This window comes from Rufibacter radiotolerans, assembly GCF_001078055.1.
Taxonomy (GTDB): domain Bacteria; phylum Bacteroidota; class Bacteroidia; order Cytophagales; family Hymenobacteraceae; genus Nibribacter; species Nibribacter radiotolerans.
Genome location: NZ_CP010777.1, coordinates 4084109 through 4098748, shown reverse-complemented (window position 1 = coordinate 4098748; position 14640 = coordinate 4084109). Strand labels below are relative to the sequence as shown.

The window sequence follows — 14640 nt, the reverse complement described above, 5'->3', positions numbered from 1 at the left end:
ACTGATAAAACAGAAAACGGCCCCAAAACAGGATTTACTGTTTCGGGGCCGTTTTCCGGAAAATAGGGCGAAAACAGGTTACTTGTTCAGGGCGCCTTTCAACTTAGAAACAGCCAGGGCCTGGGCTTCTTTGGCTTCGGGCAATACGGCGGCCATCCCGAAGAACTCATGCGTCACCCCGTTGTACAGCTTGTGCTCTACGGTCACGCCATCGGCCTTAAGTTTATCGGCTAGTTTCTGGCCATCGGTCTGGAGCGGGTCCAACTGGGCATTGATGATGGTGGTTGGCGGAAGGTTTTTCAGGTTAGCGCCCACTAGGTTAATCATGGGGCTTTTCCCATCTTCAGGGGAGCGCAGGTATTGCTTGAAGAACCACTCCATCATGGGTTTGTCCAGGGGTTTGGCCGCGGCATATTTCTGGTAAGATTGGGTGTTAGTGTCATAGCCGGCAATAGGGTAGACCAGCACCTGGTGCAAAGGCATCTGTACCTTTTGGTCGCGGGCCATCATGCTCACCGAAGCGGCCAGGTTCCCTCCGGCACTCTCGCCTACTACGGCCACTCTCTTAGGATCACCTTTCATAGAGGCCGCATTCTGCAGCACCCACTTATAGGCGGCAAAAGAGTCATTATGGGCCATCGGGAATTTATTCTCCGGGGCCTGACGATACGCAACCGACACCACAATGGCATCTGCCTGCTCAGCTAAGCCCTTCGCGGAGGCATCATAGGTATCCAGATCAGCAATCACCCAGCCGCCGCCGTGGTAATACACAATAACGGGGTAGGTGGCTTTGCCGGTTTTAGGCGTGTATACCCGCGCATGGATCTGACCGCCGGTCACAGGTATTTTCTTACCCACAGTGTCTACTTTGGAAGGAGGTAGGGTGATGTTGTTTTCCTTGATCAGGTCCATGACGGCCGTAGTAGGCGTGGGGTTCTGGCGGGCCTGCTGCGCGGTTAACTGCGGAATAGGCTTGGCTTTGTAGCTGGCCAGTTTCTCCAGCACGGCCTGCATAGGTCCGGTGATCTGGTCGGCCCAGGCGGGTTTAGGACCGGTGGGCTTGAGCGCGGTGCCTGCCGGTGCAGTAGCGGGCTGCTCATTTTCATCAGCCATCTTATTGTTTTCTTTCTGGGCTCTGGCAACCTCGTCACGGGCTTCGCGCTCTGGTTCGTTGCTGCGTTTGCTCTCGCAGGAGCTGGCCAAAAAGCAGCAGGCAGCCACTAGCGCAACGCCGGCCTTTCTGGCAATGGGTAAAAATGATGTTTTCATAGCAGTAAATAGAAGGTTGTGTAATTTAAGTACGTACGGGCCTTGAGAAATTCCGGATTGACTGTGTGAATAAGGAGGGAACCGCTAGCAAAAGAAGGGGATTTCAAATCCCCCTTCAACAACTTCCGGATTGCAAATTCGGAAGAGCAGGGATGAACCGTTGCCACCGCATTGCCGCTCGGTCCAAAGACCTCGTAGTGTGCACAGCTCCTGCGAGCGTCTGTGCCGATGGCTTCTCCAAGAGTTGTTCTCCTTTGTAAACACCCCCTTGTCCCCCCACAAAGGGGAGCCTACATTTAGTAAGCGTTAAATGCGTTTTGATGCAGTTTTAGGGAAAACGGGCTCAAAACGGAAAATCTGATAAGAGCTTGGAACAAGGTTACTGGGCCTTGTGGATAATAGCGCACATTTCCTTTGCCCAAAAACTATTCCTGTTGTGCGTAGGGGAATGGCTGCCTATCTTTGTCTGTTAAGCGATCTTTATCCATCTGCGAGAGTAGCTCAGTTGGTAGAGCATCAGCTTCCCAAGCTGAGGGCCGCGGGTTCGAATCCCGTTTCTCGCTCCATTTTTTATTCATTTGATTTTTTCTGCCACAGGTATGCGCGTAACTGGTTTCTTTTCTAGCCAAGGGTCCTTATTGTTATTGGTGTTGTTGGCGTCCCTGGCCAGTTGTACCGCTCCTCGGTCCATTATCCATTCGGGGCGGGTAACGCCGCACGGGCAGTTCAAGGTTGGCGCCAACTTCGGCGGAAACCTGGCCTCTGAACCCATTGGCGAACTCAAAGACGTCACCGAAGACGCCATCAAGGCCCTGGCCAACCGCGACTCTGTGTACTATGACGGGCTGGTAAAGTCTGCCACCAAGGCCGCTATTGCCTATTCCCTGGACCCGGTGGGCCCCACCTTTGATTTCTATGTGCGCTATGGAGTGTTGCCGCGGGTAGACGTGGGCTACAAATATGCCTCTGGGGTGCACGTGCTGGATGCTATGTACCAGTTTATGGGTCCCGAGGCCGGAACCGGTGCGGGCGCCAATCTGGATTGGTACGGCAGCCTGGGCGTGCAGTACGCCGGGCAGAAGTCAGATATTTTTGATAAGATCTTCCTGGGAAAACTCACCCCTATTCTGGAGTTCAAGGCTACTAGAAAAGACATTCTGGTGCCTCTGGTGTTCAGCCGGTCGTTCGGGCCCGATGAAGAGTTTGGCAATATTTCCTTCGGCGTAGCCTACAACCACACGTTTGTGGAGTATGGTCTGGTACCGGGCCGGCTGTATGAGAAAATAGGCGGCGGAAAAGCCGTGCAATTGGAAGGCCTTACTAGAAAACAAAGCTTCGGGTCTTATGGACTGTTTGTGAACGGAAAGATTGGCGTGAAGCGCATTTACCTGTTGCCGGCCCTGTCTATGTTTTACCAGAACTACGGCACCTTTGAGCTCCTGAAAAGCGAGACAGTAGACTACTCCGGTATCACTATTGTGCCTTCTATTGGCGTGCAGATTGGCCTGGGCCAGGGAAAAAGCAGCAAGCGGTAAAAGCTGTTTCGGGGCTGTTTTGCCAAAAACGGCCCCGAAACAGACAATAAAGAAGCTGGCGAAAGGCTAGAGAAGGACCATCAGATCAGACCTGGTTGCCTCGTTTCTTTTGGCATAGTGCCCATGGCTATTAGCTGCCCTCCACAAAGTGCCAGCAAACGCCCGCCATGTCAATCACATTCACTTCTTTGCCATACGGTTGTTGGGTGGGCTGCCCAACGGTAACGCCGTATTTCTCTGGCAGTTTCCTGGAGAGCAAACCGTTTCTGAACTCCTCCACATCACTCACCTTTACATTGAGCATAAAGTTCTGGGCGAATTCTGCGTGGTCATATTTCTGCAGGATGAATTTGCAGGCATCGCGCTCAAAACCAATATAATCCCCGGCGTCCCAGGTAAGGGTAAAGCCCAGTTCCTGGAAGAATTGTTTGGCGTCTGTAAAGTTACTTCCGGAGGGAACGAAGGGTTCAAGGGATAGGAATTGCATAAAATATTAAGGTGAATTTGTAGAGGCGGTATCCGCTGCCAGAAAGGTAATAAATTTTTTGGCAGCCTCTCTTTCAGGAAAGCGCCTGTGGCGATGGGTTTCCGGCGGGGCTTGATTTATCCTCGGGGAGGGGCACAAACTCGGCGTTGTCGGTAGGCGGTAAGAGAATGCGGCCTTCTTTCCAGTCGGCTTTGGCTTGCTCAATGCGTTCTTTGCGGCTGGAGACGAAATTCCACCAGATAAACCGCTCGCCCAAGGGCTCCCCGCCCAATAGCATGAGCGTAGTAGGTTCTTTGGCCAGAATCACCGGTTCGGCGCCTTTGGTGAACACCAGCATCTGGCCCACGGTGTAGATTCTCCCAGATACTTCTAGGCTTCCTTTGGCAATGTAAATACCGCGTTCCGTGTGTTCTGTGGGCAAGCTTAACCGGGCCCCGGCCTCCAGCACCACATGCAGGTAGAACAGCGGCGAATGGGTTTTGACAGAGTTGCGCAGACCGTAGGCATCGCCGGCAATCAGGCGCATCCAGACGCCGGAGTCGGTGAAGATGGGCAGCTGTTCGGGTTTGTAGTTGGTGAAGGCGGGAGCGGCTTCTTCATCTTTCTCGGGCAAGGCCACCCAGGTCTGGATCATCTCCAACTGGCCGCCAGCCAGGGTGGCAGGGTCTTCAAAACGCTCTGAGTGGGCAATGCCGCTGCCGGCCGTCATCCAGTTCACCTCACCGGGCCTGATGATCTGCTCCACACCCAGGCTGTCTCGGTGCGTGACCTGGCCACCAAACAGGTAACTGACCGTAGACAAGCCAATGTGCGGGTGGGGCAACACGTCCAGGTTATGCTGCAGCGGCGGCTGCACGTCTACCGGACCCGCATGGTCCATGAAAATGAAGGGGCCTACCATGCGGCGCATTCTAAAAGGCAGAATACGGCGCACGTCCATGCCCGGCGCCAAGGAGGCTTTGCGGGCGTCTATGACAATATCCAACATAGGTTTTAGGGTTAGATTTTAATAAACGTAAGCAAGGAGGCGAAAGTGGTTGGATATTCTTTACTTCCCACATAAACGTTTCTACAGGTAGACTCTCCCCTTGAGGGGAGCGCAGAGGGGTGTTTACACAGGAGAGCACGCATTTCATACGTATTTCGTCCCCCTTTGAAGGGGGTAGGGGGGTGATTACTCCTGCTGATATATGGCATTCCCGAGAATTAGCTTTGTCCTTCTTTGTGGTGTAGCAGTTGGTTCTCCCACTGCCTTAGTCATCCCCCTACCCCCTTCAAAGGGGGACGAGGAAGAGGGCAACGCGTGCGGACAGGTCAAGCCCTGTCCCTACAAGAAATGCTGGATATGCTTTTGTATAGCCATGGCCCCTGGCAAGAATCCCCCGAAGCTTTTCTGTCTTTCTTCCGTTAGAACCAGAGGGCCTTGTGCCTGCGCACCAAACAGAAAGACCGAATGGAAATTGGCATTACCACCTTCGTAGAGAATACCCCAGACCCGGCTACCGGGACCTTGTTGAGCCCTTATGAGCGCATGCGGGACCTCATGGAGGAAATTGAGTTGGCGGACCAGGTGGGGCTGGATGTCTTCTCCATTGGCGAGCACCACCGGCCTGATTTCATTGTCTCTTCGCCGGCGGTAGTGCTGGCAGCGGCAGCCGTGAAAACCAAGAATATCAAGCTCTCCAGTGCCGTGACGGTGCTCAGCTCAGATGACCCCGTGCGGGTGTTCCAGGACTTCGCGCACGTAGACCTGCTCTCTAAAGGCCGCGCCGAGATCATGGCCGGCCGGGGTTCCTTTACGGAGTCTTTCCCGCTGTTCGGGCAGGACTTGAAAGACTACAATGAATTATTCTCTGAGAAGCTGGACCTGCTGGTACAGTTAAATAAAAGCGAGAAAATCACCTGGAAAGGCAAGCACCGACCTTCTATTAATAACCTGGGCGTGTACCCCCGGCCGTACCAGAAAGAACTGCCCATTTGGGTGGCGGTAGGCGGCACACCGGAATCTGTGCTTCGGGCAGCCAGCTACGGGTTGCCCATGGCCCTGGCCATTATTGGCGGCAACCCCGAGCGATTTGTGCCCTTTACTAACCTGTACAAGCAAGCCTGGCAGCAGGCAGGGCATGACGCCAACAAGCTACAACTGGCCATCAACTCCCATGGCTATATTTCTGATGACTCGCAGAAGGCGGCCAGTGAATTCTATGGGCCTTATGCGTATTTAATGGGCAAGATTGGCCGGGAACGCGGTTGGTCTGGTATGAGCCGCGAGCAGTATGACCTCATGCGCGCGCCCGAAGGTTCTCTGCTGGTGGGTAGCCCGCAGCAGGTGATAGATAAGATTCTGTGGGAACATGAGCTGTTCGGGAATACCCGTTTCCTGCTGCATATTAGCGTGGGCACCTTGCCGCATGCGCAGGTTATGCACGCCATTGAGCTGTTGGGCACGGTAGTGGCCCCGGCGGTGAAGAAGGCGGTGGGGGAGAAGGAAGGGAAGAGGTAGAATGGTTTTGCGAGGTTGGATATAGCAACTCTTGGCTCTGGTGCTTATTTAAGTAGTTTATCTACTTCTGCTTTCAACTTTGGTAAATGATTAATTATAATGGCCCAAATAGTTTCATCTGAGATATTATCATAGGCATGGATTATTTGATTTAGGCATGGATTATTTGATTCCTTAGCCCTACTATTCTTCTGGCTTGTTCAATTGGGAAATCAGGGTCTTTTACCAGAATCCGGTTTACTGCCTCCCCAACAATCTCCAGGTTCCTTTCTGTAGCCCGGCGAAGCATAACAATTGGTTTGGAACGACTCAAAGGATTTGGGGTAAGTGTTGAAAAATTGGTCTATTTCGTCAATGGCAGATAATATATCAAGCAGCCACTTTTTTATCCTCTCGTCCATAGATTAGTTTTTTGGTTCTGTCGATGGATTTTTTTAGGACAGGGTTCTTAATAGTCTGCTCTTCCAGTAAATCAACAGGTCTACAGAGTAGGTTTTCTAAAGACTCTTTAAACCCAAGATAATTTTCAAAGTAGTTGTAGGGAGGAACCGGGCCAAACTTCACTACAAAATCTATATCGCTTTCTGCACCAAATTTATCTGTTAGGATGGAGCCAAACACAAACAGCCTGTCAACTTTGTGTAATTGACAGAGTGCTTCTATTGATTTTATATTTTGTTCCACTGCGTTCATAGGGCAAGCTACTTGGTTCTTTTAGCGGGTGTTTTTCTTAAAAGGTTTAATTTAAATAAACGATACTGGGCTATATGGCGGCGGAGTTGCCTTAGCATACGAATTTATAAGTTATCAGGGTGTATAGGATTGAGACAGGTAACACTATCCACATTACTTTCTTGTATAAACTTACCAGCTTTAAGGTCTACTGCCCATAATTCAAGGATGCTCGTAAATTTAGCCTGCTGCTGGACTTTATAATTTATTATATACAAACCCTCACGATCCACTCCCTTCCCCTCGCAGGATGTCCAGATGTATTCATTCTCGGGATAGGTGGACTTTATGTTGATTTCGTCTAGTACCTCAAAAATCATTTTGTTTCCATTCCTACCGATATACCTTTCAAGGAGTATTTTGCCTTTTCCGTTCCCACATTCTTCTTGTGATTTCGCGAGTATAACAATAGAATACTTGCTTTTATAAATATTTATATAGGTGAGGGCACAACTCAACCAGCCCAAGTTTGCTACCTCAACAGTGGTTTTGCCTATTAGACTGCTCTCGCTTACTCCTGTGCGCTTTAAGTCACGGCTAGATTGAGGTTCTAGACCGACCATTGGGTTTTTGGGTATTCCATTACCATCAGCTTTTCCTCTTAAGTCTACATTACAAGAAGTTAATGTAACAGCAACAAGAATGGCCTTAAATAATGTTTTCAAAGTTAGTTTTCATTTTTATGCTAACTAATTGCTAAACGGAGTTATTTGGTTTATCTGTTATACTCAACAGTAAAGCCAAATAGTATCTCAATATATTAATTATATGCGCTTTTAAGTGCTTTTCGTTTTAAGCCCATTTCCCCCAAAACACCCTAAAACCAGAAGCCCCACCCGTTTTGAAAACGGGTGGGGCTTCTGGTCTCTAAAAATCTAACTAGTCTACAACTTCCTCCACCAAATCCTTCTTATAAGCATCAGCGTGCACGTTAGCCACGGCTCTGCCTGAGGGGTCGTTCAGGTTCTTGAAGGAGGCATCCCACTCCAGCGCGATGGGCGTGCTGCAGGCCACCGACGGTACAGACGGCACCGAGAGGGCAGCTGCATCACTGGGGAAATGCTTCTGGAAGATAGACCGGTAATAGTATTCTTCCTTGCTGCTGGGCGTCTGGATGGGGAACTTGAAGCGGGCGTTGGCCAATTGGGCATCGCTTACTTTTTGGTTCACCATTTCCTTGAGCGTGTCAATCCAGTTATAGCCTACGCCGTCTGAGAACTGCTCTTTCTGGCGCCAGGCCACGCTGGCGGGCAGGTAGTCTTCAAAGGCTTTGCGCAGCACCCATTTCTCCATACGCTCGCCGTTGATGAGCTTGTCATGGGGGTTCAGACGCATGGCCACGTCCATGAACTCTTTGTCCAGGAATGGTACGCGGCCTTCAATGCCCCAGGCGGCCAGAGACTTGTTGGCGCGCAGGCAGTCATACATGTGCAGCTTGTCCAGCTTACGCACGGTCTCCTCGTGGAAGGCCTGGGCGTTAGGCGCCTTGTGGAAGTACAGGTAACCGCCAAAAATCTCATCGGCGCCCTCGCCGGAGAGCACCATCTTAATACCCATAGACTTAATGGCGCGGGCCATCAGGTACATGGGGGTAGAGGCGCGCACGGTGGTCACGTCATAGGTTTCCAGATGGTAGATCACGTCTTTGAGCGCGTCTATGCCTTCCTGAATGGTGAATTTGATCTCATGGTGAATGGTACCCAGGTGGTCGGCTACTTTTTGGGCCGCGGCCAGGTCTGGGGAGCCTTCCAGGCCAATAGCGAAGGAGTGCAACTGGGGCCACCAAGCCTTCTCCGTGTCATTGCTTTCAATGCGCTTCTCAGAATACTTCTTGGCAATAGCCGAGGTGATGGAAGAATCCAGCCCACCTGAAAGCAACACGCCATAGGGCACATCACTCATCAATTGGCGGTGCACGGCAGCCTCCAGGGCTTCGCGTAGTTCCTGGATGCTGGTTTGGTTCTCAGCTACGTTCTGGTACTCTTTCCAGTCGCGGTCATACCATTTCTGGAAGCCTTCTTCTTTGCTGCTCAGGTAATGGCCCGGCGGGAACAGCTCAATTTTGGAGCAGGTCTTTTCCAGGGCCTTCAGTTCTGAGGCCACGTAAAAAGTGCCGTTTTGGTCCCAGCCAATGTACAGCGGTATAATGCCCATGTGGTCGCGGGCAATGAGGTACTCGTTGTTTTCAATATCATACAGGGCAAAGCCGAAGATGCCGTTCAGGTCATCTAAGAACTTAGCGCCTTTCTCCTGGTACAGGGCCAGCAGGACTTCGCAGTCAGATTTGGTCTGGAAGTTATAGTCAATGGTAAGCTCTTGGCGCAGGGCCACGTGGTTATATATCTCGCCGTTGGCGGCCAGCACCAAGGTTCCTTCCTGGTTAAACAAAGGCTGCTTACCTGAGATAGGGTCCACAATAGCTAGGCGCTCATGCGTCATGATAGCCTTGTCATTACTAAACACCCCACTCCAATCCGGACCACGGTGCCGGATAGACTTCGCCATTTCCAATAGCTGCGGCCGAAGCGCCTCAGCAGGTTCTTTTAAATCAAATGCACAAACAATTCCACACATACTTGTTGACTTTTAAATGGTCAATAAACAAATGTGGCAGTATTTATTCAAAAATGAAACATTATTCGCAAATAATTTCCTGATAAATTAAAAAATATACAAACAATAGAGTGTTTGCGTGAAGGAATGCTATTAACGGTAGCGATGAAGGTTTGTTCAATAGGCAGACTCTCCCCTCAAGGGGAGAGTCTGCCTATTGAACTGCATTTTGCTGGAAAACTAATCCCAAATGCATGAATTATGTTTCCTGTTGTAGCCTATGCGTTTATAGCCCGTTTTTCCCAAAACAACATAAAAACAGGCTTTGATTTCTTAAGAGGTGGCTGCCGAAAACAAAGGAAAAAAAGATGACTTGCCAGAAACTACAACCGGGCCGCCAGTTTTCCCTGCTTGCTGAGTTTGGCCACGCTGTCTGGGTGCACTGGGTACAGGAAATGCCTGAGTTCCTGCAGGTAACTGAAGCTCCCGTTGGGCAGGTTGCTGAGGATAATCAGGGCGCTGTGTTCTTTGGGGTTACGGAGCAGGTAGCTGGAAAACCCGTGCCACAAGCCGCCATGGTACACGGCGGTATCGCCGTTCTCCAGGGGTTTAATTCGCCAGCCGAAGCCGTAGTCTTCGTCTTTTCTTTTCTCTTGCCGGGTGCCGGTAAAGGCTTCGTGCAGAGTTTCGCGCTTCACCAGTTTCTGGGTGTAGAGCGCCTGGTCCCACTTGTAGAGATCTTCTACCGTAGAGTAAATGCCTTTGTCGCCCAGCACGGTGTCCAGGTAGTCTGAGGTGCGTTTCTGCCTAAAGCGGGTGTGGCCGGTGGCTATTTTGCCGGTAAGCGTGGCTACGTCTGGGCTGTAGGTGAAGGTGTGCTTCATCTCAAGAGGCTCAAAAATACGCTCGCGCAGAAAGGTGGCGAACGGCTTTTCAGAGACTTTCTCTACAATAGAGGCCAGCAGACTGTAACCGGTGTTGCTATAGTCAAAGCGGGTATTAGGCTTAAAATAAGGCTTGGGCTGGTGCTGTACCATCAAGTTGACCACGTCCTGGTTGGTGAGGTTCTTGTTGCGGTCTGGCCACAGCTTGTCACTGAAATAGGTGTAATTAGACAAACCGCTCTGGTGGGTGAGCAGCTGCCGGATGGTTATGCCATGGTACGGGAAGGCCGGAAAATACTGCTGTACGCTGTCTTCATAACTCAGCTTGCCGTCTTCCTTGAGCATCATAATGGCCATGGCCGTGAACTGCTTGGAGACCGAGGCCAACTGAAACGCGGTGTTCACCGTCAGGGAATCGCGGCGGTAGAAATCGGCCATCCCGAAGGCGTTTTTATAGATAACCTGGTCATATTTGGTCACCAGCACCGTGCCGTTAAAGCCCCGGCGCTTATGGAAATGCTTGAACACTGAGTCCAACTTCACAGCCAGTTGGCGCGCGCTGTCTGCCGTAAACGAAGCCGGGACGGCCACTTTTTCCCGGGTTTCTTCCTTTTCTTCCCACAGGCCGTTTTCCTGCCGTTTTTCTTTACACGCAAAAAAGAAGAGACACAGAATAGCGGCGCCGAGACACCGGAACAAAGAATAATTTACTCTGAATAAGGTCATACCTGAGATTTCCAACCTGAACACCAGCTCTAATATAAGTAGTTCGGTTCTGTTTTGGGAGTGATTTCTGAAAAACGCCTGCTTTACAGGAAAGTTAATTCCCAAACGCACGATTTCAGGAAATCTTACTGTCCTGTAGGTAGAAGGTCATCCCTTGTTTTTCCCCTTAGAGAGAAGGCTCTGCTTATTCGTGATGTCCCGCGCAGCCAATAAACCGCCATCTGCTTTACCGGTTAGGGTACTCTAAATGGCCGTTACCTGAGGGCGCCGCCCAAAATGTCCAGCTCCTGGGCCTTCTGCGGTTTTTCGGCGAGAAGCGGCATGGCCTGGGTAATCAGTTCGCGCACGCCGGGCACCTGCAGGGAGTTGTCATGGTCCTCTTTGCTGTCCCAGACCTCGGTGACCCAGACGGCGGCAGGATCATTCTTGTCTTCACTGATAAAGTAAACGTGGCACCCTTTCATGGTGAACACTAATTTGGAGGCTTTCACCAAGATAGAAGCGAGGGCGTCTTTGTTGCCGTCTGTGGCGGTTAACTTGCCGTGCAAGCCGTATTTCTTTGTCATGGGGTTGGGTGGTGAGATGTGTCTTACTATAAGTGAAATTATCTGGCGCCTAAAGTTCCAGGCCAGCAGTCTGTAAAGAAAAAAGCGGCTATGTTATTACTGCCAAGCTTATTTAGCATTAAGAAATGCTGTGATTTGCTGCCCAATGTCTTGGATAGTCAGAAGAACCGCTTCATTCTGGATACGGGCCGCTGCCTCTGCATTCTCAAGTTCCTCCTTTCCCTTCTGCGACAGAAAGTCTTTGGTGACTATGGTGGAAAACGGAATCAGGCCTGTTCTCACGTCTATGACGGCCAATTGGGTAGTGGCAAATGCTTTGATGTCTGGCCGTGAGAAAACCTTGTACTTAGAGTAAATATCACTTGAAATGGTGTATACCACTATAACATCTGCCTGCATTCTCACGGCGGCTTCCCTGAGGTTGGTAAAGGTAGGGGCTTTGGCCAGCAGCAGGTCTGGAATAACAGATAACTTGGTCACCTTGCCTGATTGCTTCAGTTTGTCTGAGAACAAATCTAAATAAGATTGCTGGGTCTTCAGATACTGTTCATCGCTCCAGTAAGGCCTTCTGAATTGGGTTGCCGGGTCAATTCTTGCAATGGCCACGCGCAGTTGCTGCGGCAACTTGTATTTGCCGTCCAGTATCTTTTGGATGTTCTCTTCTGAAATGGTGGCAGCCTTGTCACTAAACAGCGATTGGGTCATCAGTGGTTCGGTGGTCTGGAATTCAGGGCCTGCACTGGTACTTACTGGTTGCACGGTAGAACAAGCTGTTAACAAACCGATAACAGCCAGGAGTAAAGCTGATTGTTTCATGGGGTTTATAGTTGGGAATAACGGACCTTGCTTTGAAGTGGCGTAGCTGCCGAAGCTTTGCTTATGTGCTGTCTTAGGTGCTTTAATTCTACTTTTTGTTAATTATATAATGAGTAGTGTAAGCTTTCTTGCCCAAGGACCCTCTCCAAGTGTCACTAATCAGAAGCCCTTTTTCATTATAGGTATAGATTATAACCATTGAAACGCCATTTGATGATTTATCCTTTAACTGTTTTAGCTTGCCTACTTCATTGTACTCATAAGTCTGAGTTAGCGTAGTGCCACTAAAGTAGTACTTGGTTTTCATCTCCATCAGTTGCTTTCTGTCATTGTATTTGTAGTTGACCCTCTCTTCCTTTCCTATGGTATTATTAGACTTGTCCTCTTGAGTCAGGAGGGATTACTGTCATATTTGTACACAGTAACAGAACTGCCTGATGTGCCTGATTCTTTTGTTTCTTTTATCTTATTCCCAACTATATCATATGTGTATGACCAAGTGACATCAACTTTATCATCATCTAAGAGTTCAGCTTTAACCAGTTGACCCTGTGAATTGTATTGGTATTTTTTTGTTGAGTGAGTCCTGCCTGCAGTAGTATATTTAATGATTTCATTGAGCCGCCCCAATTCATCGTATCGGTATTCTTCATTAAGGCTAAAAGTGCCATCTATCTCTATTTCACCCGCTTTAACAATCTCACCCTTGGCATTAAAAAACTCAATTAACTGCTTGCCATCTTCATCAATTGCTGTTATGGTTTCAATGCCATGCTTCAGAATTTCTTCCTTAAATATCTCTTGTGAATATGCTCTCTGGAAAAGCAGAAGAGCTAGGATGAGGAGAAGTTTTGTTTTCATTATGAATTTTATGGTGCGTAACGGTTAGTACAGGCTGCGAATGAGGCGTAGCCGAGTATGAAGCCTGTGCCGTGTTAGCTACTGTCTTTTATTTTTCTGTATATAACCATCCAGCAAATCCCATCAAATATATCCAAGCTGTAATTAAAACAACTATATATGTTTTCTCGGCAAACATTTGTGTAGAATCTGCAGTCAGAAGCAATGGATAAATGAGAAAAGCAGTTAATACCAAGGTTTTCTGAATTTTATGTCTTGATTGATAGTCAAAAAGAAATACACTGCTTAACGCAAGTAAGTGTAGCACGCTATAGAATGATTTTAGTATTTGTGTGAGGTTTATGTCATATGTATTGGAAAGTAATAATGGAGGGATAATCCAAACTATTATGCCTGTTGATATAGTTACTTTTTTATTCATATTGTAGCTAACTAGTGTAAAACACACATAAACATATACTTTCTCCTCAATTCTTCACAGATAACCTTAACTGAACTGCCGAATATTCTATATATAGAAAAATATATGTACTAACTGCGCCGTTTGCCTTTCCAGCCCGTTTTCCCCAAAACACCTTCAAAACGCTTCCTTTTGTTTTCTCCCCCCAGATTGCAGAACTTTACCGCGTGAAACTTCTCCGCAAATTATTAGTGAAGGCGCTCGGGTTTGAGAGCTATCTGCGTTTGGTCAGCCGCATGTACATTATCATGATCGGTTCGGGCCGGGGGCGTGACAAGTACCCAGAGCTGTTCTTCCTGCGCAAAATCATCCGTCCGGGGTCTACCTGTATAGACATTGGGGCCAACCTGGGCTATTATTCCACATTCCTGTCTAGGCTGGCCGGGCCTGAGGGCAAGGTGCTGGCCGTGGAGCCGGTGCCTTTGTTTGGCCGAATCTGGAAAGACAACGTGCGGGCCAGCGGGGTAGACAACCTCACGCTGTTGCCCTTCGCCCTGGGCGGCGAGAACACCACCATAGAGATGGGCACCCCCGTGCGCGACGGGCTGGTGCACCACGGCATGACCAAAATCGCGAGCTCGGCGCAGGAGCAGTACGCCCAGAAATACCAGGTAGAAATGCGGGTGCCAGATGAGTTGTTCGCAGACCTGGACCGGCTGGACTTTATTAAGTGTGATGTGGAAGGCTATGAGCACCAGGTATTTGCCCACCTGCAGGAAACCATTAAGAAATTTAAACCGTTGATTCAGACAGAACTGAACGGGACAGACAACCGCAAGGCCGTGATAGAGATTTTGACCGGTTTAGGCTACGGCGTATACACGTTAAGCCCAAACCAGACGTTAACTCCTTGTAGCCCCTTTGAGGTGTACCAGTACCAGGGCGGCGACTTTTATTTCAAACCAAACCCTAACGCCTAGTGAAATTCTTTTTGATTATGCTGGCGGTGATGATTTTGATGCGGTATCTAATGCCGTACATCATCCGCTTTTTACTCAAAACGTTTGTACAGAAACAGATGCGCAACGCCCAGCAATACGTGTATGAGGCTCAGGCGCAGCAGCAATACCAGCAGCAACAGCAAAGATCTGCCGGGCCCACTTACGCCCAAACCACGGGCGGCAACGGCAAGGTGAAGGTAGCCTACGTGCCCGAAGAAAAGCGGCCCCGAAAAGACTTCCCCGGTGGGGAGTATGTAGATTATGAAGAAGTGAAATAAACCTAGTATCTTTCAAGCCCGATGCC

At 49.5% G+C, this 14640-nt stretch carries 17 protein-coding genes and 1 tRNA gene; 5 read left to right on the top strand and 13 right to left on the bottom strand.

Annotated elements, in window-relative coordinates; all coding sequences use genetic code 11:
- Nucleotides 1-78 precede the first annotated feature (78 nt).
- Complete coding sequence (locus TH63_RS16680) at nucleotides 79-1272, bottom strand: alpha/beta hydrolase (protein ID WP_231583496.1); 1194 nt, start codon at nucleotides 1270-1272, stop codon at nucleotides 79-81.
- Between the two features lie 490 nt (nucleotides 1273-1762).
- On the opposite strand from TH63_RS16680, the gene TH63_RS16675 reads away from it, so the two are divergent.
- Nucleotides 1763-1838, top strand: a tRNA-Gly gene (locus TH63_RS16675).
- Between the two features lie 84 nt (nucleotides 1839-1922).
- Nucleotides 1923-2807, top strand: coding sequence for a hypothetical protein (locus TH63_RS16670; protein WP_197088579.1), 885 nt, complete (start codon nucleotides 1923-1925; stop codon nucleotides 2805-2807).
- Between the two features lie 130 nt (nucleotides 2808-2937).
- Here TH63_RS16670 and TH63_RS16665 read toward each other — a convergent pair whose 3' ends face one another.
- Both TH63_RS16665 and TH63_RS16660 read right to left on the bottom strand, forming a co-directional pair.
- On the bottom strand, nucleotides 2938-3294 hold the full coding sequence (locus TH63_RS16665) for a VOC family protein (RefSeq protein WP_048921945.1): 357 nt from the start codon (nucleotides 3292-3294) through the stop codon (nucleotides 2938-2940).
- 73 nt (nucleotides 3295-3367) lie between these two features.
- The gene (locus TH63_RS16660) at nucleotides 3368-4282 is read right to left on the bottom strand and encodes a pirin family protein (protein ID WP_048921944.1); all 915 of its coding nucleotides are present in this window, start codon (nucleotides 4280-4282) and stop codon (nucleotides 3368-3370) included.
- Nucleotides 4283-4747: 465 nt separating this feature from the next.
- On the opposite strand from TH63_RS16660, the gene TH63_RS16655 reads away from it, so the two are divergent.
- Entirely contained in the window at nucleotides 4748-5797 is a 1050-nt protein-coding gene (locus TH63_RS16655) for an LLM class flavin-dependent oxidoreductase (protein WP_048922921.1), read from the top strand.
- A 44-nt stretch (nucleotides 5798-5841) separates the two neighbouring features.
- Here TH63_RS16655 and TH63_RS20815 read toward each other — a convergent pair whose 3' ends face one another.
- From TH63_RS20815 to TH63_RS20395, 10 genes are all read right to left on the bottom strand, one after another.
- Nucleotides 5842-5907 (bottom strand): hypothetical protein, encoded by a 66-nt coding sequence (locus TH63_RS20815; protein ID WP_262506200.1) that lies wholly within the window; start codon nucleotides 5905-5907, stop codon nucleotides 5842-5844.
- Between the two features lie 41 nt (nucleotides 5908-5948).
- Nucleotides 5949-6086 carry a HepT-like ribonuclease domain-containing protein gene (locus TH63_RS20810; protein ID WP_262506199.1) on the bottom strand — a complete coding sequence of 46 codons (138 nt, stop codon included), beginning with the start codon at nucleotides 6084-6086 and terminating at the stop codon, nucleotides 5949-5951.
- 80 nt (nucleotides 6087-6166) lie between these two features.
- Nucleotides 6167-6490 (bottom strand): nucleotidyltransferase family protein, encoded by a 324-nt coding sequence (locus TH63_RS16645; protein ID WP_048921943.1) that lies wholly within the window; start codon nucleotides 6488-6490, stop codon nucleotides 6167-6169.
- 104 nt (nucleotides 6491-6594) lie between these two features.
- Nucleotides 6595-7194, bottom strand: coding sequence for a hypothetical protein (locus TH63_RS16640; RefSeq protein WP_156180670.1), 600 nt, complete (start codon nucleotides 7192-7194; stop codon nucleotides 6595-6597).
- Nucleotides 7195-7408: 214 nt separating this feature from the next.
- Nucleotides 7409-9103, bottom strand: a complete 1695-nt coding sequence (gene asnB / locus TH63_RS16635) for an asparagine synthase B (RefSeq protein WP_048921941.1) — start codon at nucleotides 9101-9103, stop codon at nucleotides 7409-7411.
- A gap of 362 nt (nucleotides 9104-9465) precedes the next feature.
- The gene (locus TH63_RS16630; RefSeq protein ID WP_231583495.1) at nucleotides 9466-10665 is read right to left on the bottom strand and encodes a serine hydrolase domain-containing protein; all 1200 of its coding nucleotides are present in this window, start codon (nucleotides 10663-10665) and stop codon (nucleotides 9466-9468) included.
- A gap of 281 nt (nucleotides 10666-10946) precedes the next feature.
- Nucleotides 10947-11258 (bottom strand): putative quinol monooxygenase, encoded by a 312-nt coding sequence (locus TH63_RS20030; RefSeq protein ID WP_076606516.1) that lies wholly within the window; start codon nucleotides 11256-11258, stop codon nucleotides 10947-10949.
- A gap of 108 nt (nucleotides 11259-11366) precedes the next feature.
- Nucleotides 11367-12074, bottom strand: a complete 708-nt coding sequence (locus TH63_RS16620) for a hypothetical protein (protein WP_156180668.1) — start codon at nucleotides 12072-12074, stop codon at nucleotides 11367-11369.
- A 390-nt stretch (nucleotides 12075-12464) separates the two neighbouring features.
- A complete protein-coding gene (locus tag TH63_RS16610) occupies nucleotides 12465-12935 on the bottom strand; it encodes a hypothetical protein (RefSeq protein WP_048921938.1) in 471 nt (156 codons plus the stop codon).
- A gap of 88 nt (nucleotides 12936-13023) precedes the next feature.
- Nucleotides 13024-13356 (bottom strand): hypothetical protein, encoded by a 333-nt coding sequence (locus tag TH63_RS20395; RefSeq protein ID WP_156180666.1) that lies wholly within the window; start codon nucleotides 13354-13356, stop codon nucleotides 13024-13026.
- Between the two features lie 206 nt (nucleotides 13357-13562).
- Here TH63_RS20395 and TH63_RS16605 point away from each other — a divergent pair, with 206 nt between their 5' ends.
- Together TH63_RS16605 and TH63_RS16600 are read left to right on the top strand one after the other, a co-directional pair.
- Nucleotides 13563-14315 carry an FkbM family methyltransferase gene (locus TH63_RS16605; RefSeq protein WP_048921937.1) on the top strand — a complete coding sequence of 251 codons (753 nt, stop codon included), beginning with the start codon at nucleotides 13563-13565 and terminating at the stop codon, nucleotides 14313-14315.
- A complete protein-coding gene (locus tag TH63_RS16600; protein ID WP_048921936.1) occupies nucleotides 14315-14614 on the top strand; it encodes a DUF4834 family protein in 300 nt (99 codons plus the stop codon). Before TH63_RS16605 ends, TH63_RS16600 begins: the two co-directional genes overlap by 1 nt.
- Nucleotides 14615-14640 lie beyond the last annotated feature (26 nt).